This is a genomic window from Agrobacterium sp. CFBP2214, assembly GCF_030209895.1.
Taxonomy (GTDB): Bacteria; Pseudomonadota; Alphaproteobacteria; order Rhizobiales; family Rhizobiaceae; genus Agrobacterium; species Agrobacterium radiobacter.
In genome coordinates this window covers 709,559-736,329 of the sequence record NZ_JARVRC010000003.1, presented here as the reverse complement: position 1 = coordinate 736,329, position 26,771 = coordinate 709,559, and the positions used below count along the sequence as shown (strand labels likewise).

The 26,771-nt window shown below is 59.9% G+C and carries 30 protein-coding genes; 12 read left to right on the top strand and 18 right to left on the bottom strand.

The genetic code is table 11. The annotated features are described in order from the left end of the window. Positions 1–4: 4 nt before the first annotated feature. Genes QRN60_RS10935 through QRN60_RS10925 form a run of 3 tightly spaced genes read left to right on the top strand, consistent with a single transcriptional unit; the run spans position 5 to position 2,613 of the window. Entirely contained in the window at positions 5–292 is a 288-nt protein-coding gene (locus QRN60_RS10935; RefSeq protein WP_020011353.1) for a lipid-A-disaccharide synthase N-terminal domain-containing protein, read from the top strand. After that, positions 267–1,772 carry an ArnT family glycosyltransferase gene (locus QRN60_RS10930; RefSeq protein ID WP_165000637.1) on the top strand — a complete coding sequence of 502 codons (1,506 nt, stop codon included), beginning with the start codon at positions 267–269 and terminating at the stop codon, positions 1,770–1,772. Before QRN60_RS10935 ends, QRN60_RS10930 begins: the two co-directional genes overlap by 26 nt. After that, positions 1,765–2,613, top strand: coding sequence for a phosphatase PAP2 family protein (locus QRN60_RS10925; protein WP_004430315.1), 849 nt, complete (start codon positions 1,765–1,767; stop codon positions 2,611–2,613). Before QRN60_RS10930 ends, QRN60_RS10925 begins: the two co-directional genes overlap by 8 nt. A gap of 232 nt (positions 2,614–2,845) precedes the next feature. Here the strand turns inward: QRN60_RS10925 and QRN60_RS10920 are convergent, their stop codons facing one another. The 6 genes from QRN60_RS10920 to lgt form a co-directional block, all read right to left on the bottom strand. Beyond that, the gene (locus QRN60_RS10920; RefSeq protein WP_003522877.1) at positions 2,846–3,778 is read right to left on the bottom strand and encodes a ribose-phosphate pyrophosphokinase; all 933 of its coding nucleotides are present in this window, start codon (positions 3,776–3,778) and stop codon (positions 2,846–2,848) included. Positions 3,779–3,998: 220 nt separating this feature from the next. Beyond that, positions 3,999–4,748: a hypothetical protein gene (locus tag QRN60_RS10915; RefSeq protein ID WP_129564916.1), complete on the bottom strand. Its 750-nt coding sequence runs from the start codon at positions 4,746–4,748 to the stop codon at positions 3,999–4,001. Between the two features lie 89 nt (positions 4,749–4,837). Continuing rightward, on the bottom strand, positions 4,838–5,989 hold the full coding sequence (locus QRN60_RS10910) for a M24 family metallopeptidase (protein ID WP_111792213.1): 1,152 nt from the start codon (positions 5,987–5,989) through the stop codon (positions 4,838–4,840). Between the two features lies 1 nt (position 5,990). After that, positions 5,991–6,785: a peptidoglycan editing factor PgeF gene (pgeF, locus tag QRN60_RS10905; protein WP_004430337.1), complete on the bottom strand. Its 795-nt coding sequence runs from the start codon at positions 6,783–6,785 to the stop codon at positions 5,991–5,993. 151 nt (positions 6,786–6,936) lie between these two features. Next, positions 6,937–8,037 (bottom strand): class I SAM-dependent methyltransferase, encoded by a 1,101-nt coding sequence (locus QRN60_RS10900; protein WP_004430340.1) that lies wholly within the window; start codon positions 8,035–8,037, stop codon positions 6,937–6,939. Between the two features lie 15 nt (positions 8,038–8,052). Beyond that, positions 8,053–8,865, bottom strand: a complete 813-nt coding sequence (lgt, locus tag QRN60_RS10895) for a prolipoprotein diacylglyceryl transferase (protein WP_162687105.1) — start codon at positions 8,863–8,865, stop codon at positions 8,053–8,055. A 310-nt stretch (positions 8,866–9,175) separates the two neighbouring features. On the opposite strand from lgt, the gene QRN60_RS10890 reads away from it, so the two are divergent. The 4 genes from QRN60_RS10890 (at position 9,176) to QRN60_RS10875 (ending at position 11,542) form a co-directional block, all read left to right on the top strand. Next, positions 9,176–9,439 (top strand): accessory factor UbiK family protein, encoded by a 264-nt coding sequence (locus QRN60_RS10890; protein WP_003522871.1) that lies wholly within the window; start codon positions 9,176–9,178, stop codon positions 9,437–9,439. 429 nt (positions 9,440–9,868) lie between these two features. Continuing rightward, positions 9,869–10,369, top strand: coding sequence for a type III secretion system chaperone family protein (locus QRN60_RS10885; protein WP_003522870.1), 501 nt, complete (start codon positions 9,869–9,871; stop codon positions 10,367–10,369). Between the two features lies 1 nt (position 10,370). Continuing rightward, the gene (gene proC / locus QRN60_RS10880) at positions 10,371–11,189 is read left to right on the top strand and encodes a pyrroline-5-carboxylate reductase (protein ID WP_060727431.1); all 819 of its coding nucleotides are present in this window, start codon (positions 10,371–10,373) and stop codon (positions 11,187–11,189) included. A gap of 11 nt (positions 11,190–11,200) precedes the next feature. Beyond that, entirely contained in the window at positions 11,201–11,542 is a 342-nt protein-coding gene (locus tag QRN60_RS10875) for a tRNA-binding protein (RefSeq protein WP_060725144.1), read from the top strand. A gap of 14 nt (positions 11,543–11,556) precedes the next feature. Here QRN60_RS10875 and QRN60_RS10870 read toward each other — a convergent pair whose 3' ends face one another. From QRN60_RS10870 to QRN60_RS10855, 4 genes are all read right to left on the bottom strand, one after another. Continuing rightward, a complete protein-coding gene (locus QRN60_RS10870; RefSeq protein ID WP_099086026.1) occupies positions 11,557–12,936 on the bottom strand; it encodes an ATP-binding protein in 1,380 nt (459 codons plus the stop codon). A gap of 31 nt (positions 12,937–12,967) precedes the next feature. Beyond that, complete coding sequence (locus QRN60_RS10865; RefSeq protein ID WP_020011341.1) at positions 12,968–13,681, bottom strand: response regulator; 714 nt, start codon at positions 13,679–13,681, stop codon at positions 12,968–12,970. 2 nt (positions 13,682–13,683) lie between these two features. Continuing rightward, positions 13,684–14,211, bottom strand: coding sequence for a MarR family winged helix-turn-helix transcriptional regulator (locus tag QRN60_RS10860; protein ID WP_020011340.1), 528 nt, complete (start codon positions 14,209–14,211; stop codon positions 13,684–13,686). 214 nt (positions 14,212–14,425) lie between these two features. Continuing rightward, positions 14,426–15,025, bottom strand: coding sequence for a DUF1236 domain-containing protein (locus tag QRN60_RS10855; RefSeq protein WP_060725143.1), 600 nt, complete (start codon positions 15,023–15,025; stop codon positions 14,426–14,428). Positions 15,026–15,258: 233 nt separating this feature from the next. Here QRN60_RS10855 and QRN60_RS10850 point away from each other — a divergent pair, with 233 nt between their 5' ends. Then, the gene (locus QRN60_RS10850; protein ID WP_113076553.1) at positions 15,259–15,903 is read left to right on the top strand and encodes an MBL fold metallo-hydrolase; all 645 of its coding nucleotides are present in this window, start codon (positions 15,259–15,261) and stop codon (positions 15,901–15,903) included. An 86-nt stretch (positions 15,904–15,989) separates the two neighbouring features. Here QRN60_RS10850 and QRN60_RS10845 read toward each other — a convergent pair whose 3' ends face one another. The 4 genes from QRN60_RS10845 to QRN60_RS10830 form a co-directional block, all read right to left on the bottom strand. After that, the gene (locus QRN60_RS10845; protein WP_003494703.1) at positions 15,990–16,205 is read right to left on the bottom strand and encodes a cold-shock protein; all 216 of its coding nucleotides are present in this window, start codon (positions 16,203–16,205) and stop codon (positions 15,990–15,992) included. Positions 16,206–16,650: 445 nt separating this feature from the next. Beyond that, complete coding sequence (locus QRN60_RS10840) at positions 16,651–17,553, bottom strand: DMT family transporter (RefSeq protein ID WP_060725141.1); 903 nt, start codon at positions 17,551–17,553, stop codon at positions 16,651–16,653. Positions 17,554–17,707: 154 nt separating this feature from the next. Next, the gene (locus QRN60_RS10835) at positions 17,708–18,019 is read right to left on the bottom strand and encodes a hypothetical protein (protein WP_080868451.1); all 312 of its coding nucleotides are present in this window, start codon (positions 18,017–18,019) and stop codon (positions 17,708–17,710) included. 146 nt (positions 18,020–18,165) lie between these two features. Beyond that, on the bottom strand, positions 18,166–19,092 hold the full coding sequence (locus tag QRN60_RS10830; protein ID WP_087744662.1) for an EAL domain-containing protein: 927 nt from the start codon (positions 19,090–19,092) through the stop codon (positions 18,166–18,168). Positions 19,093–19,302: 210 nt separating this feature from the next. Here QRN60_RS10830 and QRN60_RS10825 point away from each other — a divergent pair, with 210 nt between their 5' ends. Then, a complete protein-coding gene (locus QRN60_RS10825) occupies positions 19,303–20,505 on the top strand; it encodes a pyridoxal phosphate-dependent aminotransferase (RefSeq protein WP_004430390.1) in 1,203 nt (400 codons plus the stop codon). A 163-nt stretch (positions 20,506–20,668) separates the two neighbouring features. Here QRN60_RS10825 and QRN60_RS10820 read toward each other — a convergent pair whose 3' ends face one another. After that, complete coding sequence (locus tag QRN60_RS10820) at positions 20,669–21,775, bottom strand: calcium:cation antiporter (protein ID WP_087744659.1); 1,107 nt, start codon at positions 21,773–21,775, stop codon at positions 20,669–20,671. Between the two features lie 193 nt (positions 21,776–21,968). Between QRN60_RS10820 and QRN60_RS10815 the strand changes: the two genes are divergently transcribed. After that, entirely contained in the window at positions 21,969–22,235 is a 267-nt protein-coding gene (locus QRN60_RS10815; protein ID WP_004430396.1) for a DUF2188 domain-containing protein, read from the top strand. A 35-nt stretch (positions 22,236–22,270) separates the two neighbouring features. On the opposite strand, the gene QRN60_RS10810 is transcribed toward QRN60_RS10815, so the two are convergent. Next, on the bottom strand, positions 22,271–23,215 hold the full coding sequence (locus QRN60_RS10810) for a LysR family transcriptional regulator (protein ID WP_020011333.1): 945 nt from the start codon (positions 23,213–23,215) through the stop codon (positions 22,271–22,273). An 89-nt stretch (positions 23,216–23,304) separates the two neighbouring features. Between QRN60_RS10810 and QRN60_RS10805 the strand changes: the two genes are divergently transcribed. Then, positions 23,305–24,342, top strand: a complete 1,038-nt coding sequence (locus QRN60_RS10805) for an NAD-dependent epimerase/dehydratase family protein (protein WP_099086029.1) — start codon at positions 23,305–23,307, stop codon at positions 24,340–24,342. Further along, on the top strand, positions 24,342–24,731 hold the full coding sequence (locus QRN60_RS10800; protein ID WP_004430402.1) for a DUF6220 domain-containing protein: 390 nt from the start codon (positions 24,342–24,344) through the stop codon (positions 24,729–24,731). Before QRN60_RS10805 ends, QRN60_RS10800 begins: the two co-directional genes overlap by 1 nt. Before the next feature lie 54 nt (positions 24,732–24,785). On the opposite strand, the gene QRN60_RS10795 is transcribed toward QRN60_RS10800, so the two are convergent. After that, positions 24,786–25,898, bottom strand: coding sequence for an alkene reductase (locus QRN60_RS10795; RefSeq protein WP_060725136.1), 1,113 nt, complete (start codon positions 25,896–25,898; stop codon positions 24,786–24,788). 123 nt (positions 25,899–26,021) lie between these two features. Beyond that, a complete protein-coding gene (locus QRN60_RS10790) occupies positions 26,022–26,312 on the bottom strand; it encodes an ArsR/SmtB family transcription factor (RefSeq protein ID WP_026363860.1) in 291 nt (96 codons plus the stop codon). Positions 26,313–26,771 lie beyond the last annotated feature (459 nt).

Genomic DNA, 26,771 nt, shown 5'->3' with positions numbered 1-26,771 from the left:
GTCCATGCTGCATGTGAACAGCTGGAAGGAATTTCTGTGGGTCTGCACCGGCTTCATGGGCCAGATGCTGTTTACCATGCGTTTTCTTGTTCAATGGATTTCTTCGGAACGGGCCAACCGCTCGGTCATTCCCGTGGCCTTCTGGTATTTTTCCGTTATCGGCGGTCTGGTGCTTTTGTCCTACGCCATCTGGCGGCGCGATCCGGTCTTTATCATCGGGCAGGCCTCCGGCCTCTTCATCTATGCCCGAAATCTCTGGTTGATTCATGCAGAACGCCGCCAGCATGCATGAGGCGGCGACGATGCCTTATGCGCAGGCAGGCGATGAGCGCCGATGGCTGACATTTGCGTTTTCAGCGATTGTCCTCGTAACCGCCCTGCGCGTCCTTGGTCTGGCCTTCAACCGCACCGACCTTTTTGTCGATGAGGCGCAATATTGGCTCTGGGGCCGCGAGATGGCGCTCGGCGCCTATTCCAAGCCGCCGCTGATCGGCTGGCTCATTCGCGCGGCAACCATTCTGGGCGGCGGCGAGGGCACTTTTCAGGTGCGGCTGGCCGCACCCGTGGTGCATGGCGTGGCGGCGGCGGCGATCCTTGTGCTGGGCCGTATGATCTACGATGTCAGGCTGGGCTCGCTGGCTGCGGTGATCTATCTGACCTTGCCGGCCGTGACGCTCGGCAGCCTGCTGATCTCGACCGATACGCCGATGATGCTGTTCATCGTGCTGTCGATGATCTCGGTGCGGAAGCTTGCGCTCGCCCGTAGCGAGGGCAGGGCGGCGTTTGGCTGGAGCATCGCTCTCGGTCTCTGCTTCGGCCTCGGGCTGATGTCGAAATATGCGATGATCTATTTTCTGCCCTGCTTCATTGCAGCCGGTTGGCTTTGCGAGGCATGGCGCATCCGGCTGCGTGACGCGGCGATTGCGGCACTGGTCTGCGTTGCCGTCATCGCGCCCAATCTGTGGTGGAACGCTGCGCATGATTTCATGACCGCACGCCACACGGCCGACAATGCGAACTGGCATGGCGTCCAGTTGAAGATCGGCTCCGCGCTGGAGTTCTTCTTCTCGCAGGCGGGCGTGGTCGGACCATTCGTTTTCGCTGGCATGATCGTCGCGACAATCCGCGCCAGGACCGGTGAAGCCCGGGCGCTGGTCGCGCTTTCGGTGCCGATCGTTCTGCTGATCACCGCGCAGGGTTTGATGTCGCGGGCGCTCGCCAACTGGGCGGTCGGAGCCTATGCGGCCGGCGTGCTTCTGGCGGTGCCGGTGCTGGCGTCGCGGCGCTGGTTCACCGTGTCCACCCTGGTGCTTGGTGGCATCGTGGCCGTCGTGCTGCCGCTGATGACCATTGCCGGAACGCAATTGCGCCTGCCGAAAGGTGAACTGGCGATGGCGCGGTATCTCGGGCGCGCCGAGCTGGTGTCGACCGGCCTGTCACGGGCGCGCGAGGCGGGGGCGGATGCCATCGTCGCCAATGATCGTTCGATACTGGCCGAGCTTTTTTATCAATTGCGGGACGAAAAACAGGTGCTGGCGCGGGCATTGCCCGAAACAGGCGTGCCCTCCAGTCACTATGCTCTTCTTTATCCGCTGAAAGCTGGCGAGGCGAAAAATCCCCTGTTCCTGGCAAGCGCGGATGGTCTGCCGGCCTGCCTTGTCGGCGAAGCGCCGGTTGCGCGCTGGACCGCCGGGCCGGGTTTCCTCGAGGGCAGGGAAATCGGCCTCTGGCGCCTGCTACCGCAATGCATGCCGGAGGGCAGCAATGGATAATGATCTTTCGCATATGCGGATCACGATCTGGCTGACACTCGCCACATTGGCGCTCGTCATCCTGTTTGCGACTTTCCCCTCCATCGATCTCAGGTTCTCCGCGCTGTTTTTCTCTCCCGTCGAGCAGCCATGGTCCGGCCGTGAACCGTTTCCCGAATGGCTGCGAGATACGCTGCGCGAAGGTACGGAGCTTGCCACTCTTCTGGTCTTCGTGATCCTTGTCGGCAATCTGCGGCTGGGTCCGCTGCAGAGAACCGGATGGCGCGTCTGGGCCTTCCTGTGCGGACCCGTGATCCTCTGCGCCGGTCTTCTCGTCAATGGCGTGCTGAAGGCGACCATCGGTCGTGCGCGCCCGTTCAGCATTACCGAATTCGGCGGGCAGCAACTTTTCACGCCGCCTTTCCAGTTCAGCACGCAATGTTATTCAAACTGCTCGTTTTCCTCAGGTGAAACCGCCCTGATCGCCAGTTTCTTTCTGCCGCTCTGCGTGCTCGTCTGGCCCCGGCTGCAATGGCGCGGACGGTTCGTGATGGGAAGCACTGCCGCCGGCATGATCATCCTCATGTCCGGCTTGCGCATCGCGGCCGGTGGGCATTTCCTCAGCGATGTGGTGATGTCCATCCTGTTTTCCGCCCTGACGACCCTGTTTCTCTACCGGGTGCTGGCGGTAAACCGCCACCGTCACCTGTTCACGGGTAATGCCGTCTCGGCCGATACGGTCAGCATCTGGCGCAATGGTCGCCATGCCGTCCTGACCCGGGTTCGGCGCTGGTGGCCGAAAATCAAGGCCGCCGCCTCCCGTCTGCAGCGGCCGCCGGATGCGGGTGCGGCCTCGTCTTAAGCGGAAGGTCGGGCGCTGCATCCATGCGATGAATGGCGAAGAACGCCAGACGCTCCTGCGTCACCCTCGGGCTTGTCCCGAGGATTTGCAACCTAATGATTTTATTCAACGTGACTGAAACCTCGGCACAGGGCTGAGGATGACGCCGAGAGAATGTTAGCCCGATCGGCAGCCTGCCCGGAAATTAAACCGGACAGCAGTTGGCAGCGCTAAGGGCGATTGGCGAAGTTCTTTAGTCGAACAGGCCGGAAACCGACTGTTCCTGTGCGGTGCGGTTGATTGCCTCGCCGAGCAGGCCTGCGGTGCTGACCACGCGGATATTATGCGCGGACTGGACACCGGTGGTCGGCTGGATGCTATCGGTGATGACGAGTTCGCGCAGCTTCGAGGAAGCCACACGGGCAACCGCGCCGCCGGAAAGCACGCCGTGGGTGATATAGGCGGTGACGCTCGTCGCGCCCTTTTTCAGCAGCGCTTCAGCGGCGTTGCAGAGCGTGCCGCCGGAATCGACGATATCGTCGATGAGGATGCAATCCTTGCCGGAGACATCGCCGATGACGTTCATGACTTCGGATTCGCCCGGACGGTCACGGCGCTTGTCAACGATGGCCAGAAGACAGTCGAGACGTTTGGCGAGTGCGCGGGCGCGGACCACGCCGCCGACATCAGGCGAAACGACCATGACATTGTTGGTGTCGTAATGGTCCTTCACGTCGCGGGCGAGAATTGGTGCTGCGAAGAGATTGTCGGTGGGGATATCGAAGAAGCCCTGGATCTGGCCGGCATGAAGATCGAGGGTGAGAACGCGGTCGGCGCCGGCTTCGGTAATCAGATTGGCAACGAGCTTGGCGGAAATCGGGGTGCGGGGGCCGGCCTTGCGGTCCTGGCGGGCGTAACCGAAATAGGGCAGCACCGCCGTGATGCGCTTGGCCGAGGAGCGACGCATGGCATCGATCATGATGAGAAGTTCCATCAGGTGATCATTTGCCGGGAAAGAGGTGGACTGGACGATAAAAACGTCCTCACCACGCACATTTTCGCTGATTTCTACGAATATTTCCTGGTCAGCAAACCGCTTTACAGTGGCATTTCCGAGAGGAACATTAAGATACTTGCAGATCGCTTCGGCAAGGTGCCGGTTCGAATTGCCTGCGAAAACCTTCATTGCGGCCGCCTGTTTCCATGCCATCGCCTTGCGCCACGGGGCTCAATCCACCGTAACCAAGCGTCGTTCAAGGGGAGGAACATCCGGCTGAAAAGCCTTTGCCGGATACGCCTTGTTGCCATGCGCGCCTTAATAGCGCTGTTGCTTCCGATTGCAAGAGGACTCCGCGCTTTCGCAATGATTTTCGTGAAATCTCTGTGACTTCTCCCGTCGATTCACCTCATCCGCGTTGAGATTGCTTCCATGACGAATAATCGTTGAGTGTTTTTGCAGCGATATCCTGCATGACCCTGTCGGTCACGGCGGCCCATGGATCGCTGCCTTTTGCCGCCACCGCCTCCTGTCCCTGCAGGCGATGCAGCCGCACGCCATTGGCGTCGAGAATGTCCCAGACGTAAACGATATTGACCTTGCCGCCATCGGCAAAGGCGGAGAAATATCCTTTCAGGATATTTTCGGCCGAATTGTCGTTTGAGGCGCGGATGGTCAACCCCTTCGCCCGCGCTTCGGCCCCGAGCTGACGCGATAGCGGGGTCACCGCCTGAACGGGTGCGCCGATGATGGGCAGGAAGCGGATCGAGTTTGCCGAGGAGGCGGGCGCAAGTGACGCCGTCTGCTGCGAGGGGGCGGATTGCGCGGTTGCGGCGGGCTGGGCTGCGGTCTGGTTCTGGCGAAGCGGTTCGCCATACTGGCTGCCATTGGACAGCGCCTGTGCCTGCGCCTGCAGCGAGTTTTGCGGTGCATAGGCGGGAACGGATGTCGCGGTTGCCGGGGCGCCCGTGGGGGCGCGGTCGGCGGCGGCCGCCATCTGGTCGAGATCGCCCTGCGTTACCGGCGTCGATTGCGAGGCGTTATGGCCGACATCCACCTGCGGTGTCAGCGCTTCCGTCGTGTTGCAGCCTGACAGGGCCAGGACAAGCGCTGGAACAATGACGGCCAGACAAAGGGGGGTGTACCCCGTCCGGCTCATGCGATTTTCCCTCTCATGTTCCGCTCCTTCTTGCCCAAGGTGGCGCAATGTAAGGGCGGTTTTCCCGCTCTGTCAAACCCGGTGGCGATTTAAGCTGTGAGAAGATCGAGGTTGTGTCGCGAGAGTGGCTCCGGCGCGCCGTCGGTGGTCAGATAGGTCTGGCCAAGTGTCATGGCCGTGCCGGAATCGGAATCCATCACGATCATATGCACGAACAGCGTCATGTCGGCGGTGATTTCCTGCGGATTGCCGGCGTGGAACATCTGATGCTCCATCCAGGAGGGCGAGAAACGCGCACCCAGCGAATAACCGCAGGAGTTCAGCCGGTGGCGGGTCAATCCTCGTTCGTCCATGACGCGGGCATGGACGTCGAAGACATCGCCAAAAGTCTTGCCGGGATGGAGTACTTCTTCGATGGCGGTGAGGTTTTGCAAGCAGGCGCTGTAAAGCTCCTTCTGGCGGAAATCCTGTTCGCCGATCACCACCGTGCGCATCATGGCGGCATGGTAGTGGGCGCTGACGCCAGCCCATTCGAGCGTCAGCTGATCCTTGGCGTCGAGCCTGCGACGGCCTGCCTTGTAACGGCACAGCAGCGCATCCGCGCCGGAGCCGATGATGAATTCATTGGCGGGATAATCGCCGCCGCCGGCCAGCACCGCGCCCTGCATCGCCGCCAGGATCGCGGCTTCGTCCGCGCCGGGCTTGATCAGCGGTAAAGCCGCGTCCAGCGCATCGTCGGCCAGTTGGCCTGCCTTGCGCGCATAGACGATCTCGGCGGGGCTTTTGACGAGCCTGAGCGTGCTGACGAGATAGGAGGCGTCGCTCATCTGGCAGAAGCTGGCGAGCTGGTTGTCCAGTAGCCGGGCGACACGGCCGGTCATGCCATGGGTGTCGTACTCCACCCCGATCTTTGCGCCGAGCAGGTCGAGATCGCTCAGCAGGTTCTTCAGGTCGAGTGTCGGGTCGGCATTTGGCCGATCGACCCAGATGAGGATATTTTCGACGATGGAGGTATTGCGGGCCTGCCGCAGATCCGCTGAACGGGTCAGCAGCGTCATGGAGCCGTCCGACTTGACGACCAGCGTCTGGAAAAAGCAGTAGCCGAAAGTGTCATAGCCGGTCAGCCAATACATGCTTTCCTGCGCGAAAAGCAGCAGCGCGTCCAGCTTCTCTTCGGCCATTTTCGCGAGCAGCCGCTCGCGACGGGCATCGAATTCCGAAAGCTCGAAATGCAGGGCCATATCAGTCCTCCAGAATTGCGATTGCGGAAATCTGCCGGCCATAATCGGGTTCGGCGCGGTGGGTCGTGCGGCGATAGGAATAGAACCGCTCTTCGTCCGGATAAGTGCAGAGGCCGAGATTTTCCGCCTTCACGCCGGCGTTGGTCAGGCGGTCGATGGTGAATTGCTTGAGGTCGAACAGGGCGTGGCCCTGTTTCTCCGTCTCGGCGAAATAATCCGCATAGGCCGGATCGATATCGGTGAAGCGCGCCACATATTCCGGCCCGACCTCATAATTGCTCTGGCTGATGGAAGGCCCGAGCGAGGCAGCGATGCGCTCGCGGCTGGCGCCGAGCTTCGTCATGGTCTCGATGGTATTTTCAAGCACGCCGAAGAGCGCGCCCTTCCAGCCGGCATGGGCGGCACCCACGACACCCGCTTCCACGTCGGCAAACAGGATCGGGCCGCAATCGGCGCTCAGCACGCCCAGCACGAAACCCGGCGTTGCCGTCACCATGGCGTCCGCCTGCGGGCGGCTGCCGTCATAGGTGTCATCGACCACGAGGACATCGGGGGAATGGACCTGATGCACGGTGGCGAGGCGGCCTGAGGGCAGGCCGAACCATTGCGTCACGCGCCGGCGGTTTTCCTGCACCTTTTCGGGTTCATCCTGGGAGCCGAGGCCGACATTGAGGCCCTGATAAAGCCCTTCCGAGACGCCGCCCTGCCGTGTGAAGAAACCGTGGCGGACACGGTTTTCACCTGACGCGGCGAGCAGGGGGGACTGGAGCGGGAGCGGCAGCGTTGCGTTCTGCATGGTGCGGGAGTTCCTTGGAGAATATCGCTGTTGGCCAGTGAGCTACGGTTAAGCGAGATGTTTCCGGTTGCCGCGGCGTTGCGCGGCGCGTGTGATGCAGTGTGCCTGCTTCGTGTGTCGCGGCGATGTTGGCCCAGAGGTTGTTGCGCTGTCAATCCACCGCGCGAAACGGCAGAAGATGAAGCGCGGGACTTGAAACGGCGATGACCTTGAAAAGTTCCCCCATCTTGCCGGCGCCTTCACCGGCGAGGCGATTGACCGCTTCGGCAATTTCAAGCGTCTGGTCGGGCGTCGCCTTCGCCGCAAGCGCGCCTGCTCTTTCCTTGAGGCCGAGGCCATACAGAAAATCGCCCTGTCGCAGCGCGCCGTTGACATGCACGCCGGTCGCTTCGGCTGTTTTCACAAGGCTTTCGAAATCGACATGGCTGGTGAGATCGGCTTCGCCGGGATGCGCAAGCGCCGGGTCGAAGGCGTGGTTGCGCATGGCCTGCAGCGTGTCGCCATAACCGGCGACCAGATGGCCGTAATCAATGGCGAGCGCCGTGCCGCCATGGGCGGACAGGCGCTGGCAGATTGCGGTCATCACGGCTTCGCGGGCCGGTGCAATCTCGAATATGGCGCCGAGCGGCTGCTGTTCGGGCTGCGGCGGCAGCAGGGACGGGTCTATGCTGGCAAGACCCGTCGAGAAGACGAGTTCGTCATTGGCATCGAGGCTGACCACGCGCTCGCGGAAACCCTGCGGCGTCCTGACGAATTGCCGGATCGGAATGGCATCAAAGAGTTCGTTGGCGACAAGCAGCAGGAAACCATCCGGCACGTCGTCGAAACTGTCATGCCATGTCAGCCTGTCCGCATGTTCGGCCAGCGTTTCTTTCTGGATGGTGGAAAGGCGGGGGCTGGTTTCGACCAGATGCACCCGCATCGTCTCATAAAGCGGCGGCGCGATGCGGCGGATGACGCGCAGCATATCCGACATCATGGTGCCGCGGCCGGGGCCGATTTCCACCAGTTGCGTTTGTGCGGGCGCGCCATGCCGTTGCCAGGCATGCACCACGAAGACCCCGAGCATTTCGCCGAAAAGCTGGCTGACCTCTGGCGCGGTGATGAAATCACCCGAACGGCCGAAGGGTTCGCGACTCTTGTAATAACCGTGTTCAGGATCGGCGAGGCAGAGCGAAAAATAGTCGGTAACGCTGAGCGGACCATTGAGCCGGATAAGTGATTTGATACGTTGCGCAAGCGGTGTCGTCATGGGCAATCATACCGCTTAGGCGCTTTTTGTCGCGCTGCGCGCCCGCAGGACCGCCCAGAGGCCGAGAGCGAACATCGGGGTGGAGAGCACCATGCCCATGGTCAGCCAGTTGCCGGCGAGATAACCGATCTGGGCGTCCGGCTCGCGGAAAAATTCCACGAAGATGCGTGACAGCGCGTAACCGCAGACGAAGATGCCGGTGACGGTGCCGGGCGTCTTCAGCGCCCTGAAGGCGTAGATGGCGATTGCCAGGATGATGACGAGCACGAGCCCTTCGAGGCCCGCTTCATAAAGCTGGCTCGGGTGCCGCGCAAAGGGGCCGCCCGTCGGGAACACGACCGCCCATGGCACGTCGGCAATGCGGCCCCACAATTCGCCATTGATGAAATTGGCGATGCGCCCGAACAGCAGGCCGATGGGCGCGACGGCGGCGACGACGTCGAACATGCTCCAGACCGGAATGCCGTTCTTGCGGGCGAAGAGGATCATGGCGATCGTCGTGCCGATCAGGCCGCCATGGAACGACATGCCGCCGTTCCAGATCTCGATCGCCCTGATGGGGTTGGCGGCCACGGCTGCCATATCGTAAAACAGGATGTAACCGATGCGCCCGCCGAGTACGATGCCGCCGGCCGCCCAGAGGATGAAATCATCAAGATGCTGCGCCGAGACGGGCGACACATCGTTCGGCCACAGGCGATCCGTGCGGGCGAGGCGGCGGGCGTAAAACCAGCCGAGCATGATGCCGGCAACATAGGCAATGCCGTACCAGTGGATCGAGAGCGGGCCGAGGGACAGCGCCACCGGATCGATATTGGGGAAGGGCATGATGGCGAGTTGGGTGGGAGCGGCTAACAATCCGTATATTCCGTCATCGTTGCTGGGCGGACAACGGAACGATCCATTGCCTCAGGAGGGGCCGGGCGATGATGCTCACCGGTCTCCCTGACGCCAAGGAAAATGGCGATTGCGGTGGCGGCGGTCAAGGTGATTCTTCAAGCTGCTGCTTAAGATACCGAAGGCCACGCAAGCTCTTGCGATTTTTCGATTTCGCTTGCAAGGCGGCGGTGGAGTGCCTACCTGAAGACTATCAACAGCGGGCAAGACGATGCCCCTGAACCGACGAAGGACAAGCGCCATGAGCACGACAGGCACCAATCGTTTTCTGGATGAATTCGCCAAGCTGATGACCGACGCGGCCGGCGCGGCGCAGGGCGTGCGCAAGGAAGCCGAAGCGGCTTTTCATGCCCAGGCGGATCGCTGGCTGAACAGTCTGGACGTTGTCCGCCGCGAGGAATTCGATGCGGTTCGCGAAATGGCCATTCAGGCGCGTGATGAAAACGATGCGCTGCGCGCCCGTATCGAGGCCCTGGAAGCGAAGCTTTCGGCCGCCAAGGACTGATTTTCTAGCGCCTTTTCTGACGGGTCCCGGATCGCTTGCGATTCCGGGACTTTTTATTTGCGGCTCATAGCGTCCGAAATGACTCCCGGTTGTTAAAAAAACGGGCCTCGGACGCGAATTTTTTGGGCCTGTGGACACTTCCAAAAAACGCAGTCGGCAGAGTCGCTTATGTATCTCGCCTGAGGTGATGGGGGAGAAGATATCCACTGTTCAAAAAGCAAAAATGGCGGGGAAGGGGTGGCAGCAGGACTCGGCCATTATACACTGATTTTAAATGATGATTCGAAAAGACCTGGTAAGCTCCAGACAGGGTGAATGCGTAATTCTGGTGGTGTCGGGCAATCGTCTCAAATGTTTATCCCGGTTTGTATGTGCGTTTTGTGCCCGGCGTTCAAAACAGGACATCCCTACCGGCTGAGAAGGTGCCGCATGAGTCTGATAGAATTTGAAATTGAGCGTCAGTCCAATCCCGTGGACATGATCGAGATTGTCGCTGCCTCGAACGACTGGTCTTTCGAGCGCTCCGGTGAAGACGAGATCGCCATGACTGTCGCTGGTCACTGGGCGGACTATCACGTCTCCTTTTCATGGATGGAAGAATTCGAGGCGCTGCATCTGGCCTGCGCCTTCGATATCAAGGTGCCGGACCAGCGCGTCAACGAAGTCATTCGTCTGCTCTCGCAGGTCAATGGTCAGGTGCTGATGGGTCATTTCGATCTGTGGCGGCAGGAAGACGTGGTGATCTTCCGCCAGTCCCTGCTTCTGGCCGGCGGCGCCGAACCGAACAACCAGCAGGTTGAAGTGCTGCTTTCCAGCGCGCTTGAGGCCTGCGAGCAATATTACCAGGCATTCCAGTTCGTCGTCTGGTCGGGGCTGGATGCGAAAAGTGCAATCGAAGCGGTCATGTTTGAGACCGTGGGAGAAGCGTAACATGGTGTACAAGGCTTCCGGGCCTCTCGTCCTCGTTGGCGCCGGCAATATGGGCGGCGCCATGCTTTCAGGCTGGCTGAAAAAGGGTGTGCCGGGATCGCAGGTCATCGTCATCGACCCGCGCCCTTCCGACGCCATGCGCACGACGATTGCGGAAGCCGGCGCCACCCATGCCGAAAGCGTGCCTGGGGGCGTGAAGGCCGGCATTCTTTTCGTGGCGGTGAAGCCGCAGATGATGGAAGCCGTGCTGCCGTCGCTGAAGCCTCTGCTGGGCCCGGAAACGGTTGTGGTCTCCATCGCGGCGGGCACCACCATTGCCACCTTCGTTTCGCATTTCGGTTCGGTTGCCGCTGTGCGGGCCATGCCCAACACGCCGGCCATGGTCGGCCGCGGCGTGACGGGGGCCTATGCCAACGACCTGGTGACGCCCGAGCTTAAAACCGTTGTGGACGGGTTGCTGAAGGTCAGCGGTCCGGTTGAATGGGTGGATGCCGAAAGCGATATCGACGCGGTGACTGCGGTTTCGGGTAGTGGCCCTGCCTATGTCTTTTATCTCGTGGAATGCATGGCCGAGGCTGGGCGCAAGGCCGGCCTGCCGGCGGATGTCGCCATGCGTCTGGCGCGTGAAACCGTGGCCGGTGCTGGCGAACTCCTGCACCAGTCTTCCGACGAGGCGGCGCGCCTGCGCCAGAATGTGACCTCGCCGGGCGGCACAACAGCTGCGGCGCTGTCCGTGCTGATGGCTGAGGACGGCATGCAGCCCCTGTTCGACAGGGCGGTCGCTGCCGCGAAAACGCGCGCCGAAGAGCTGGCGGGCTGAAGGGGCGAGCCATGAGCGGTGAAATTTCCTATGCCGATTTCGAGAAGGTCGATATCCGCGTCGGCACCATTGTCGAAGCAGAACCTTTTCCCGAAGCGCGCAAGCCGGCCTTCAAAGTGAAGATCGATTTCGGGCCGGACATCGGCATCAAGAAATCCTCGGCGCAGATCACGGTGCATTATACGCCGGAAAGTCTTGTCGGGCGGCAGGTTCTGGGCGTAGTGAATTTTCCGCCGCGCCAGATCGGCCCTTTCCGGTCCGAAGTGCTGACGCTAGGTTTTGCCGATGCCAATGGCGATATCGTGCTTGCCGCGGTTGAGCGGCCGGTGCCGAACGGCGAGAAGATGTGCTGACCGGCGCTATGCCGCTAAGCCGGAATTTTGACGATTACCCGCAATCCGCCCATCGGGCTTTCATCCAGCGATACGTCGCCGCCATGGCTGCGGGCGATGTCGCGGACGATGGAGAGGCCAAGGCCCGTGCCCGAGGCATTGAGGTTGCGCGCCTCGTCCAGCCGGAAGAACGGCTTGAACACATCCTCGCGTGAGATTTCCGGAATGCCGGGGCCATCATCGTCAAAGGTCATGATGATGGAGCGTGGCGCCTTGCGGATATCGACGTGGAGATTGCCGGCGTAACGCCGCGCATTTTCGGCGAGATTGGCGACGAGCCGTGAAAGCGCGTTCGGTCGCGCGATGATCCGCTCGATATTATAGAGCTCGTAGCTGAATTTCTTGCCGTGCAGTTCGAAATCATGGCCGATTTTTTCGAGAAGGGCTGGAAGCTCCAGCGTGCCGACATCCTCTTCGACATCGGTGCGGGCAAAGGTCAGATAGGCCTCCAGCATAGACTGCATGTCCTCGACATCCTTGTCGAGCCCCTCGAGATCGGGATTGTCGCCAGCGAGCGCCAGTTGCAGCTTGAAGCGGGTGAGGATGGTGCGCAGGTCATGGCTGACGCCGTTCAGCATGGCGGTGCGTTGCTCCATCTGCCGCTCGATACGCTCGCGCATCAATATGAAGGCGAGGCCCGCGCGCCGCACTTCGTCCGCGCCGCGCGGGGAATAGGCGGTGATCTTCTGGCCTCTGCCAAAGTTTTCAGCCGCCTTGGCAAGCGCTTCGATGGGCTTGATCTGGCCGCGCAGGAACAGAATGGAGATGGCGATCAGCACCAGCGATGCACCCACCATCCAGACAAGGAAGATATGAGTGTTGGAGGCATAGGCCGCGCTGCGGCTGGTAAAGACGCGCAGCGTCTTGTCTTCCAGCTGGACGCGGATTTCGACCAGCGAGCCGTTACCATAGGTATCGATCCAGAACGGCCGGCCGATCTGCTGGGTTAGTTGATCTGCCAGAATCCTGTCGAGGATGGAAAACAGCGGCTCAGGTCTCGGAGCAGGCAGATCCGCCTTCGGTTCGATATAGACGCTCAGAGCCAGCTTGTCGCGGGCGATGCGGATGACGCGCTGATAGTCATCTTCCTCGGGGTCCGTCTGCAGAAGCTCGATGATTGCGGCGATATCGCGCGTCACGGCGGAGGAGAGGCGTTCGGTCACCAACTGCCAATGGCGTTCCATGAAGACCGCCGCGACCACGCCCTGAAGCAGTATCATCGGAAGAATGATGATGAGCAACGAGCGTGTGTAAAGGCCGGTGGGCAGCCAGTGGCGCAACCATCTACCGGAAAGGCGCCAGGCCTTGGCCACGCCGCTTTTTTTGACCGTGCTCAGAAAATCGAGGCTCGCCATGGCCGTGCGTTCGCCTTTCCTTTGGTGCTCGTCAGTCCACGCTCAGGCGGTAACCGATGCCGCGCACCGTTTGCAGATAGACAGGATTGGCAGGGTCGTCCTCGATCTTGCGGCGAAGACGGTTGATCTGCACGTCGATGGTTCTTTCACCCACTTCCGATTCCGCTTCCACCAGTTCGTGGCGTGGAATGGTGTCGCCGGCGCGCAGTGCAAAAAGCAGCATGATCTCCTGTTCGCGATCCGTCAGGCGGATCGTTTCTGGGCCGCGCCGCAATTCCTTCTTCGGAATGGAGAAGCTGTAGGGACCAAACATGATCTGTTCGATCTTGGGCGTATCTGGCGAGGTGTTGCGCCGCAGGATGTTGTTGATGCGCAGGACGAGTTCGCGCGGATCGAAGGGCTTGGCGAGATAGTCGTCCGCGCCCGCTTCCAGCCCGGCAATGCGCGAATCCGCCTCCGAACGGGCGGTCAGAAGAATGACCGGCACGGATTTGTCCTCGTTCAGCGAGCGGGTCAGCGAAAGCCCGTTTTCGCCCGGCATCATCACGTCGAGGATGAGCAGATCGAAGCGGATGCCTATCATTTTACGCCGTGCTTCGGCCGCATCGGCTGCCACGGAGATGCGGTAACCCTTGTCGCCAAGGAAGCGCTGCAGGAGATCGCGAATGCGGGCGTCGTCGTCGACGATCAGGAGATGGGCCGCATCGTCATCCGCTGGCGGTCGTTTTGTCGGAGCTTGCGCCATCGTCACTCGCCTTCCACGGTTGTCGGGCTGCGCATCTGCGCCAGAAACTTGCGCACGCAGGCGCGGGCGTCAGGCCCGAGCCCTTCCAGCGCCCGGTCGATGCGGCGCGATTGCGGCTCGCTCAGCGCCAGCGCCAGTTCGCGGCCCGTCAGCGTCGGATAAAGCCTGCGCTGGCGACGGTCTTCCGGGCCTGCCATCTGACGGATGTAACCATCGTCGATCAGTTGTTTGAGCACGCGGGCAAGGCTCTGCTTGGTGATCTGTAACGTGTCGAGCAAATCCGCCACCGTCATGCCCGGCTGCCGGCTGACGAAATAGACCACCCGATGATGCGCCCGGCCATATTCCAGCTTCGACAGAATGACATCGGGATCGGAGACGAAATCGCGATAGGCGAAAAACAGCGCCTCGATCGTGTCGAAGTCGATCTTGCCGTCGTCCACCTTCGGAAGTGCCGGTGTCTGTCTGGCGGCTGCGGTTTTGAGCGATTGCGGTGGCACTGCGGTTCCTTCATATTCTGCGGCTGACATACGTCGATGCGCCAATATTCTGTAAACATAGCCGAAAATGCGTCCGCTCGGGAGAATGCCGCGATCATTTTCTGTTGCGGTGGATAATATGCTGCGGGTGCGGGTGCAACTGGAATTCTGGGTGACCTTTACCGGAAATAGAAAAGAGCGCGGAAAGCCCGCGCTCTTCATTGGTTTCATGTCGCCCGATGGACGATTTGTTCGGCAGAAGCCTCTACTGGTAAACGTAGACGATCCGCCGTGTTGAAGGTTCGACGAGAACCGGCACATCGTTCACCCGGACATAACGATACTGATAGTCGGGGATTTCGACGAGACGTGTATCTGACGGCAATACACTCCCGATGGCTATGTCGCCATCATAGGTAACGGTGTCGGCGGGATGTTCGTCAATATAGGTTATCACCGATTGCGGCGGGTCCACCTCGCCAACCCGGCCGAGGTTTGGATCGCCGGGATTGGGTTCGGCCTGCACGCTCGAGGTCTTTTCATAGGTGACCACCGGAACGCTGAGGTCCGAGCGGCGCTGTTCGAGAATGACCGGAGAACCCTCATACATGACATTCAGATAATCCGCATGAGCCCAGCCGCGCAGACCGTTGACTTCGATGCGGCACCAGCTGCTGCCTTCCATGCAGCCATCCAGAACCGCATTGCTGCCGCGGGTGGCCAGCCCCACTTCGGGATAGTCTTCACCGGGGCCCGAGCGAACGGAAATATCCGATGCTGTCGTGGCGACCATGGCGGCGTTCGCGTAACCAGCCATCAGGGCGAAGGCGCCGCCAGCCATGAGCATTTTAAGCGTCTTGTCCATGTGTCTCACTCCTTTTCAAGACTGGAGCTAGAACGTCGCAACCATCAGGGCGTTCCACATTTTTCGCCGGCAATTCCCGCGATATGCGGAGGACTTCTTGTTATCATGCTGTATTTCATGGTTATTTTTAAAATGGGTGGGTCGCTGAAAGCGGGTGTCATTTCCGCCGCCATTGTGCCGCAGGCGGTCGCGGGCTATAGGAGGCGCAACCTTTCAGACAGGAGATGCAGGATATGGGAAAGTTGCAGGCGGGTATTATTCCGGTCACGCCATTCGAGCAGAACTGCACCATCCTGTTCGATCAGGACACCAAGGAGGGCGTCATCGTTGATCCCGGCGGGGATGTGGACGTCATTCTTCAGGTCGTGGCTGAAAACGGCATCGCGCTGAAGGAAATCTGGCTGACGCACGGGCATCTCGACCATGCCGGCGGCGCCGACGAACTGCGCGAAAAGCTCTCTTTGCCGGTGATCGGGCCGCATGAGGATGACCGGCCGCTGCTGGAGAGGATCGAGGTGCAGGCCGAAAAATACGGTATCAGCGGTTTGAAGAATGTCGTGCCCGACAAATGGCTGAAGGATGGCGACAAGGTATCCTTCGGAGACCATGTCTTCGAGGTCTATCATTGCCCGGGCCACGCACCCGGCCATGTCATTTACTACAACCGCGACCAGCAGTTCGCCCATGTCGGCGACGTCTTGTTTTCTGGATCGGTTGGGCGCACGGACCTGCCTGGCGGAAACCACGAACAATTAATGGCGTCCATTCGCGACAAGCTGCTGCCGCTCGGCGATGAAGTCGGCTTCATCTGCGGCCATGGCCCCGGTGGGCGGCTGGGCGAAGAGCGGCGCAACAATCCCTATCTCAAGGGTATCTGAGGTCCCGGCGATTTACGCCTATGGACGGCACAAAAAAACCCGGCATTCCTGCCGGGCTTCAACTAGAAAAGAAAGCCGTTTTAGGGTCAGCCAGCAATCTGCAGATTGACTGCCTTCGGGCCCTTGCCGCGACGATCCGGTTCCGTGTCGAAGCTCACTTTCTGATTTTCTGAAAGTCCGGACAGGCCGGAAGCCTGTACAGCAGAGATGTGAACAAAGATATCAGCGCCACCATTGTCTGGCTTGATGAAGCCGAAGCCTTTGTCTGTATTGAAGAATTTTACGGTGCCAGTTTCGGCCATGCATCAGGTCCTTTTCGCTCTGCCCGCGTTCAGCTACAGGCAGCATTACAGTTTTGCCCCGCGTGGGCGTTGGCAGGCAGTTTTTGACTATTGAGAAAATGGACCTTCGCAGCGGGAAGTAATGGCGTTTTCATCCAACGTTTTTCGTCCCACCGCCCGAGGTTTATAGCGTCCCCAGTGCGCAAATTTATAGGCCTTCCCATGCTCGCAAATTGCCCGAACCGCGGTAGAGTGATGCGTTTATCAAAAATTGGCAAGCAAAAGTTTTCACGGGCTTTTTGTCAGATAAAAAACCTGCGGTAGAATAACATCGCGCAATCGCATATTTTTTCTGCAGGGGCGACAATTGATGAAATAATTGCCGTTTGCCGCAGGATTTCACGGCAAAATTTGAATGCCGTACCCCGCATTTATGGCGGAATAAGAAAAATAAGTTCTTTTTGCGTCAGGCCGCTCCGGCCATGGGTTTTTGCCGTTTGCGCGTCAGTTCCGGCACCAGTTCGACGATCAGGATCGCGACGAATATGATCAGGCAGCCGATGTAGCCGGCGCCCGAAATAGTTTCTTTGAGGAAAATCGAGGCCAGCAAAGCGCCGAAAAGCGCCTCCGAAGACAGGAATATCGCAGCCTGCGGGGCCGTGGTGTAACGCTGGCCGATGACCTGCAGCACGAAGGCGAGGCCGGAGGAGACGAGGCCGACATAGAGGATTTCCGCGAGCGAAGCCTCGATGGAGGCCATGCTGATCGGTTCGAACACGACACCGATCATGCAACTAAGAAGGGAGCAAACGGCGAACTGGGTGCAGGAAAGCGCCAGCGGCCTTCCGCTTTCGGAAACGAAGCGTCCGGCCAGCGTGATCTGGATCGCCCAGAAGAAGGCGCAGATGATGCTGAGAATATCACCCGTTGTCAGCGTCTCGAAGGCGCCGCCGGAGAGCAGGAATATGCCGCCCAGCATCATCAGCGCGCATGGCCAGACGATCCAGTGGGGATGACGCCGGTAAAGCACGACGGCAATCACGGGCACGAAGATGACGTAGAGCCCGGTCAGGAAGCTGGAATTGGTGACGGTCGTGGTCAGGAGCCCGACCTGCTGGGTAGTGGCGCCGCCGAACAGGGCGAGGCCCACGAGAATGAAACTGCCGATTTCGCGCCGGCGCGGCGGCGATTTCAGCGACCGTGTTTCCATGAGCGCGAAAGGCAGCACGGCGATGGCGGCAATGGCGAAACGCAGACCGACGAACCAGAACGGGCCGATCGAGGCCATGGCGGAGGATTGCGCGACAAAGCCGCCTCCCCAGATTGCTGCGGCGAGCAGAAGCAGCATATTGGCCTGAATACGCGTCATTGTTGGCACCAGCAGAGCAGGGCCGAGAGATCATTCAGTCACGGCCGTGGCAAACAGGGGATTTCTGGAATGTCGATCCGGCGACGCGGACGACTGTTCCCGGGTGCTTTAGCAGCAACATGCCGAGGCCGCAAGTCGAGGGGGGGGAGGCCGCTTATTTGTAGCGGCGGGCCTCGTCCTTCAGGCTGCGCCGGGTGAGCGTCAGGCCGCCAATGCCGAGGCCGATGAAGGCTGCGGCTGACAGGACGATGAGCAGGATGTGAGGGCCGGCCTTCGTGGTTGCCGCTACCTGAGGGATGGCGGAGGTGTGCAGGGTGTCGATCGCCTGAGCAGCCGCATTGGCCGAGGTTGCGATGCCGGCGGCCATGGTGACGATGACAAGAAAAGCCGCAACGGCCATCCAGAGGGAAAACAGCGTTCTCTGCGCCCTTAACCTTTCAACGGAAGTCCGATCGTTGGTAAACATGGCTGTCGCCTCTTGTCCCTGTTCTTAAAGGATAAAAGAGGCTTCGAAATGGACGGCTTAGAGACCGAATTCTGGCGTTCCGCAGCATTTATTGCGGCAATATTGTGGCAAAGCCTGATATGGCGTCCTTTTGGCCGGATATGACGTCAGAGGCCGCGTTTTCCGAAGGTCCTGACCTGGCGCAGAGGATGCGGATCGACCGGGCGGTCTTCCCTTGAAAATGTGGGTGGTGCAGCGTTTCTCTCCGCCCTTGACGGGGCGAAATATTCACTGCCGAGTTCCGGGAAACGTGCGTCGAAACTGGTCGGGGCAAGTTCGGGCTTCGCCAGCACGTAACCCTGCATGAGCAGGACGCCGAGTTCCTCGCAGAGATCGACTTGCCAGCCTGTTTCCAGCCCTTCGAAGACCGGCTCAATCCCATCGTCGCGGAACTGGTGGACGATGACGCGCAGAAGGGCGGCGCCCGCCGAATTCTGCATGAAATCGCGCACCCAGCCCGCTTCGAATTTCACATAATCCGGCTTGATGAGTTTTACCCGGTCGATGTCGGAATCGCCGGCGCCATAGTCATCAAGCGCCACGCGAAAGCCGATATCGTGCATGTGGTAAGCGAAGTCCGCGACCATCTGTGTGTCGGAGGCCTTTTTCTCGGAGATTTCGCAGACGATGCGATCCGCCGTCATGCCGGCCTCGTGGGCGGCAAGCCGCATGCGCTCTACTTCCTGGCGCATCTTGGCCGGCGTCTGGAACAGGCCCGGATGGAAGTTGACGAAGATGCGGGCGCGGGAACGGTTGAGCCTGCCGGTGTTGAGAATATGGATCGTGCGCAGGATGCTGTCGATATTTTCGATGTCTTCCGGCGCGACCAGCGAGAAAAATTCGCCCGGCGTCACCGGCTCGCCATTGCGGTGGGGACGCACCAGACCCTCGAAGGAATCGATGTCGAGCACCCCGCTCATCGTGCGGCGGAAAATGGGCTGCAGTGCCGATTTCAGGTTAAAGGTGCGATAGGCCGTGGACCATGTGCCATCGACCTCGCGGACAAGACTGGAAAAGATGCTTTTGAGCGCCATTTTTCAACCAGCTATAGAGACACGACCTCTAGGCTCGCGAATGTAGCGTATCAAGCGTTACTTCCGGGTTAAGGAAGGTTAAATTCTCTGCAGCGGCACATAAGCCGGCTTTTGACCTTGAAAGAAGGCCTGTCTTTCGACATAGAAAATGCCGCAGATGACAAGTTTTCCAACCTCTGCTGATGTCAACCCCAATAGGACCGATTAAAAATGGCCTTCCTTGCCGACATTCTCTCCCGCGTAAAGCCATCCGCCACCATCGCTGTTACCCAGAAAGCCCGTGAGCTGAAAGCGAAGGGCCGCGATGTGATCAGCCTTGGCGCCGGCGAGCCGGATTTCGATACGCCCGAAAATATCAAGGAAGCGGCCATCGACGCCATCAAGCGCGGTGAAACGAAATACACGCCTGTTTCCGGCATTCCGGAACTGCGCAAGGCCATTGCCGACAAGTTCAAGCGTGAAAACGGCCTGGACTACAAGCCGGAGCAGACGATTGTCGGCACGGGCGGCAAGCAGATCCTTTTCAACGCCTTCATGGCCACGCTGAACCCGGGTGATGAAGTTGTCATTCCCGCGCCTTACTGGGTGAGCTACCCGGAAATGGTGGCGATTTGCGGTGGTACGCCGGTTTTTGTCGACACGACGCTCGAAGACAATTTCAAGCTGAAGCCGGAAGCGCTGGAAAAGGCGATCACGCCGAAGACCAAGTGGTTCGTCTTCAATTCGCCGTCCAACCCCTCGGGCGCTGCCTATTCGCATGACGAGCTGAAGGCGCTGACGGACGTGCTGGTCAAGCATCCGCATGTCTGGGTGCTGACTGACGACATGTATGAGCACCTGACCTATGGCGATTTCAAATTCGTCACCCCGGTGGAAGTAGAGCCTTCGCTTTATGACCGTACGCTGACGATGAACGGCGTCTCCAAGGCCTATGCCATGACCGGCTGGCGTATCGGCTACGCAGCCGGCCCGCTGCCGCTGATCAAGGCCATGGACATGATCCAGGGCCAGCAGACCTCGGGCGCGAGCTCCATCGCACAGTGGGCAGCTGTCGAAGCGCTGAACGGCACGCAGGATTTCATTCCGACCAACAAGAAGATTTTCGAAGGTCGTCGTGATCTCGTCGTCTCCATGCTCAACCAGGCCAAGGGCATCAATTGCCCGGCTCCGGAAGGCGCGTTCTACGTCTATCCGTCCTGCGCCGGCATGATCGGCAAGACCGCGCCGTCGGGCAAGGTCATCGAGTCGGATGTGGATTTCGTCTCCGAGCTTCTGGAAGCCGAAGGCGTCGCCGTCGTGCAGGGATCGGCTTTCGGCCTCGGCCCGAACTTCCGCATTTCCTACGCCACGTCGGAAGCGCTCTTGGAAGAAGCCTGCAAGCGCATCCAGCGCTTCTGCGCCGATTGCCGCTGATCGGTTGATACAGTCTTGAAAGAAGCCCGGCAGCGATGCCGGGCTTTTTTGTTCGATGGGGCTTCCGCACGCTAGACGTCATCCTTAGGCTTGATCCGAGGATGACGGAGGAGAGGTTTCTACGCCTTGTCAGATGCCTGAAATCCAGGCGCGACGCCCGTTTTTAAAGCCCAAGAAACAGCAGCATGATGAAAGTGGCGAAAAGGATGAAATGCGTCATTCCCTCGATCGCGTTGGTTTCACCGTCATTGAGGTTGATGGCGGCGGCGATGAGGGTGATGAAGACCATGACGGTCTGAACCGGCGTCATGGCCATAATGAAGGGCTGGCCGGTATAGAGCGCGATGCCCTCCATGACAGGCACGGTCAGGATAACAGTCGAGAGCGATGCGCCCATGGCGATATTGACCACGGCCTGCATGCGGTTGCGCAATGCGGAGCGGAGCGCGGTGAGGATTTCCGGTGATGCCGAGATTGTTGCCACCACGACCGCCATCAGTGCGGGCGGTGCGCTGGTGCCCTCGAGGCTTTCGCTCAGGAAGGTCGACATGAATTCCGCCAGCACGCCGATCAGCACCACGCCGGCGATGATGAGGCCGATGGAAAGCGGAACGCTGCCTTCGTCTTCCTCCTCGGCATGACCGTGTGACGGCTGGCCGGCCGGATGCGCCTTGCGGGGATAGGCGTAGCTGAAGAAATAGCTGTGAGGGCCAACCTGCATTTTGAGGAAGAGCGCATAAAGCGCGATCATCGCGACGATGGTGAAGGCGGAATAGACGTGCCAGCTCCGCTCTGGAATGAACTCCGGCACGATCATCGAAATACCCATGGCCGTGAGGATCATCACGCCATAGGTCTTGCCGGAATCGTCATTATAGGGCTGCTCGCCATGGCGGAGGCCACCGAGCAGGGCGGCGAGGCCCAGAATGCCGTTGATGTCGATCATGACGGCGGAATAGATCGTATCGCGCACGAGGGTGGGTGAACTGGATTCGCTCATGATGATGGCGAGGATCAGCACTTCCACGGCGACCGCCGAGAGGGTGAGGATCATCGTTCCATAGGGATCGCCGACCTTGGCGGCGAGGATTTCGGCGTGGTGGGCGACCCGCATCGAGATGAGAACGATCAGTCCGATCAGCAAGATTGCGGCAATGAGCGCCGCCGTTTTTCCGGCTTCGAATATGGCATGCTCGGTCATATAGGCGATGATTGCCGCCGGTATCGCGAGAAGCAGCAGCCGCTCCTGTTTCAGAATAGAACCCGCCATTGATTTCCCTTCCCCTGTCAGACCCAGGCTGTGACGTATCGTCCGTGAGATCAAGCAGGATTTGCGCTTGAATGCTTTTGGTAGGATAGTGGTGTTGCAGGACATGCTGCTCATGCCGCGCTGTCCCATTGGGTGCAATGCTTGAAACGCGGTTGTGGTTGCCATGTCGCCTACCGAGACAGGAGGACCATGCATGACCAAAGTGGTGTATGAAATCGTCGAACATGACGGAGGCTTCGCCTACCGCATGAACGGCGCTTATTCCGAAACATTTCCTACCTATGCCGATGCGGTCGAGGCCGCGCGCATCGTTGCCGCCGAACAACAGGTGGGAGGCGATGACGAGGAAATCAGCTATCAGGATGAGAGCGGCCACTGGCATGAGGAATATAGCCAGGGCGGCGACCGGCCGGAAGCCGAGGTGGTCGACAAGACGTCACAGCCGGCCAGACCGTTTTGATGAGCGAGTTTTGCGGTATCGATGCTGGACTGGCGCTAGCGCCGTTTCGGCGGAGCACCCGGATCGGTTTCTTTGAGATGACCCTTGAGGCCTTCCACGAGGGCGCTGAAGACGGCACGGCATCGCGGTGAAGTCTTGAGATTTTCATGCATCGCGACCCAGGTGTGGAGCGGGATGTCGATTTTCGGAAGCACCTGCACAAGCCGAGGGTCCTTGCGCGCCAGACCGATCTGACAGACGCCGATGCCCGCGCTGGCGCGGATCATGGCAAGCTGGGCGAGGTTGCTGTCGGCGCGGATTTCGAAGGAAATTTCCTCAATATCGGGTATTTCAGGATCGAGCGAGCGCATCCGCTGGATGGCCGCCCGGATGAAAGGCGTCTTGCGGTCGAAGCCGACCATGCGGTGATGGTTCAAATCTTCCATGCTCTTCGGAGCGCCGGCTCTCGCGAGATAGTCGCGCGTCGCGTGAAATCCCAGACGGAAATTACCGATGTAACGCATGACGATCGCATCCTGCTGCGGTTCGGTCATGCGAATGGCGATATCGGCCTCACGCCTCAAGAGGTCTTCCAGCGTATCGGAGAGCGAAAGCTCGATTTCAAGCCGGGGGTGAATTTCCTGCATGGCCGTGATGATCGGCGGCAGCATTTCCACGCCGATGATGTCAGAGGCGCTGATGCGCACGGTGCCTTCGATCTTGCCGACCTCGCCGGAGGCCGCGCGCATGAGGGCCGCGGTCGTCGCCGCCAGATTTTCCGCATAGGGACGGAGCGCAAGCGCTGCTTCCGTCGGCATCAATCCATGGGGCGAACGAATGAACAGCGGAAAACCGACGGCTTCTTCCAGAGCGCCGATGTGGCGTCCCGCCGTCGGCTGGGTGATGCCGAGTTCGCGCGCGGCGGCGGAAAGCGAACCGTCGCTCAGCACGCTGAGGAAGGTGCGATAAAAATCCCAGCTGATGTCACGGCTTCTGGTCATAAGATTTTGTATAGCTGCTCCACTTATTTCGATAATTTCGTATATCGCAGAACGGGACGATACTCCAGCCCACAACATGGAGTACGGCGATGATATATGAAAACAACGCAGATACAGCGGCGAATGATCGGCCTCTGGCCCTGATTTTGGGGGTGAATGGCGGTGTCGGCAGCCAGGTCTCCAGGATGCTGCAGCAACGCGGATGGCGGGTGAGGGCAATGACGCGCCAGCAAACAGGGTCCCGGACCACTGGTGATATCGAGTTGGTGACCGGCGACGCCATGAACCGGCAGGACGTTCTGGACGCGGCAAAGGATGCGCGGCTGATCGTCCATGCGGTCAACCCTCCCGGATATCGCAACTGGGACAGGCAGGTATTGCCGATGCTGGACAATACCATCGCCGCCGCCGAGGCCTGCGGGGCGAGGATCGTCTTTCCGGGCAGCGTCTATAATTTCGGCCCGGATGCTTTTCCCCTCCTGACGGAAGAGAGCCCGCAAAAGCCCTTTACCCGCAAGGGCACGCTGCGTGTGGAAATGGAGCGGCGGCTGAAAATGGCGTCGATGCGTGGCGTGCCGGTACTGATCGTCCGGGCGGGGGATTTCTTTGGGCCGGATGCGAGAAATAACTGGTTTTCGCAGATGCTGGTAAGGCCGGGAAAGCCGGTCCGCAGCGTCCAGAATCCCGCCGCCCCTCATGCGGGGCATCAATGGGCCTATCTGCCTGACGTGGCGGAGACGATTGGCCGGCTGCTGGCCCGGGCAGGCGAGCTTCCGGCTTTCGCCGTCTATCACATGGAAGGTTTCTGGGATTTCGATGGGCTGCAGCTGATTGACGCGATCGAGCGGGTTGTGGGGCATCCGGTCAAGCGGCGGCGGCTATTCTGGCCGGGGATCAAATTGGCCGCGCCTTTCGTTCCCCTGTTCCGCGAAGTGCTTGAAATGCAATATCTCTGGCAGATGCCGATCCGGATGAGCAATCGCAAGCTGACGGATTTCCTTGGAACGGAACCCAAAACACCAATCGATGTCGCGGTATCGACGACATTGGCGAGCCTCGGCTGCCTTGAGCAGAGGCAGGACCCGACGAGCCTTCCTCATCCGGCGGATGCCGGGGGCAGGGTGTGATGGCGACGGCTGCGAATGGAATGTCGGCTCGGCGTCGCCTGTTTGCCGTAATTTCGGCAAGCGTGCCGGTGCTGATCTTCGCGCAGGTGCTGCTGGCCGGGCTGTCGCTCTATTATGATGGATCGCTGCTTTCGCTGCACAAGGGGCTCGGTTTCCTGATCGCCGTTCCGATCCTGTCGCTGATGGTCCTCGCTCTGCGATATGACGAGCTGCGGCCTAACCTTGCCCGCGCGCTGGTCCTGCTCGGTCTTTATTGTCTTCAGGTGGCGCTGATGAGCATCGGCCGGGAAACGGGCAATGGCTTTCTGCAGGCGCTGCATGTGCCCAACGCCTTCGTCATGGGCGCGTTTTCCGATTTTGCCGCACGGCAGGCGCGAAGCCTGCGCTGAAACAAAAACGCCGCACCGCTCTTGAGCAATGCGGCGTCTTTGCTTGATCCTTTATCAGGCGAGCGCCGGATAGTCGGTATAACCCTCGGCTCCGCCGCCATAGAAGGTCGGCTGGTTCGGCTCGTTGAGCGGCGCATCGTTTTTCAGGCGGCGCACCAGATCCGGATTGGCGATGAAAGCCTTGCCAAAGGCTACGGCATCGACTTTGCCGCTTTCGACGGCTTCGATGGCGCTCTCGCGGTTGTAGCCATTATTGGCGATCCACAGGCCCTTGCCGCCGGCATTGCGATAGGCGGCCTTGAAGGCTGCGTAATCGAAAGGCTTGTCGCCCTGCTTGAAATCGCGCGGACCGCCGGTTGCGCCTTCAACCACGTGGATGAAGGCGAGATTGCGCTTGCCGAGCTGATCCGCCACGTAATTGTAGAGCGGCTGCGGGTCGGCCTCGAAAATATCGTTGGCGGGGGTAACGGGGGAAAGGCGGATGCCGGTGCGGCCCGCGCCAATCTCTTCCGCCACCGCATCGACAACTTCCAGCAGGAAGCGGGCGCGGTTTTCGATCGAGCCGCCATACTCATCCGTGCGCTGGTTGGTGCTGGATTTCAGGAACTGCTCGATCAGGTAGCCATTGGCGGCATGGATTTCGACGCCGTCGAAACCGGCCTCCAGAGCCGCGCGTGCGCCGCTGCGGTAATCCTCGAGGATGAGGCCGATATCGTCGATGGTGAGCGCGCGGGGCTCTGAGGTTTCGGCAAAGGCGCCGGTGCCGTCATCATTGATGATATAGGTCTTCGACTTGGCGGGAATGGCGGAAGGAGCAACCGGCTGACCGCCATGCGGCTGCAGCGAGGTGTGGGAAATGCGGCCCACATGCCAGATCTGCGCGACGATCTTGCCGCCGGCTGAATGCACGCCATCGGTGACCTGTTTCCAGCCTTCGATCGCTTCCCGCTTGTAGAGACCCGGAACGTCCGCATAACCCTGACCCTGCTGGGAAATCGGGGTGCCTTCGGTGACGATCAGCCCGGCTGTGGCGCGCTGCTCGTAATAGGTGGCGTTGAGATTGTTGGGAATTGCGCCCGGCGAGCGGTTGCGGGTGAGGGGGGCCATGACGATACGGTTGGCGAGTGCGATATCGCCGGCCTGTGCCGGTTCGAAAAGACTGGTCATGCGACTTCACTTTCTGGTCGGTTGGCGAAATTGCGCGGCAGGCGCGCTATCTGGTTCGGGTGCCGGATCGAAACCTGCGTTGCAGTTCCCATCCGGCACCGCGGGGCTCAAAGCTTGGGAGGCTCAGAGATTGGCGTGCAGATAATTGCGGAAGGCGTCGATGGTTTCCTCGTTGCGCTCAAAAAACACCCATTGCCCAACCTTTTTCGACCTGATGAGGCCAGCCGCCTGCAACACCGCCAGATGCGACGAGACGGTGGATTGCGACAGGCCGCTGATCTGAAACTGGTTGGCGCACACCCCCATGCTGAGCGGGTGCTCCTGACAGAAGTGACTTTCCGGGCGCTTCAGCCATTCCAGAAATTTCAGCCTTGCAGGGTGCGAAAGGGCCTTGAGGATTTCCTCCGGGTTCATCTGGGTTTCTTTAATATCTGACATGAGCGATATTTATATCGGTCATTTCCGATATACAAGTCACGTCTCTGTGAGGACCGTGGGGAGTGGGCAGGCGGTTCCAAAAAAGAAGGCCGCTGGATGTCTCCGCGGCCTGACAAGTTTGAAGGTCAAAACCTCCAGAGGGGAACAGCTGTCGCGTGCCTTGGGCGAGCGTGACAGCCAACTAAAATATGGGAGCGGCAATAATGCAAAACAAGGTTGCATCATGCGATATTTCGCCAATTTGGAGAAAATTCTTGCGGGTAAAAAAAGAGGGCCGCCGGATAGATCCAGGGCCCTTTAAGTGTGAAGGTCAAAAACCTCCAGAGGGGAACAGCTGATGCGGTGGAACTGGGAGGAAAAGCCACCGTGTGCATCAGCTGAGAGCGATATGGTGCTTTTTTGTGCACGAAACAACTCTTTTTTGTGCAGGTCAGG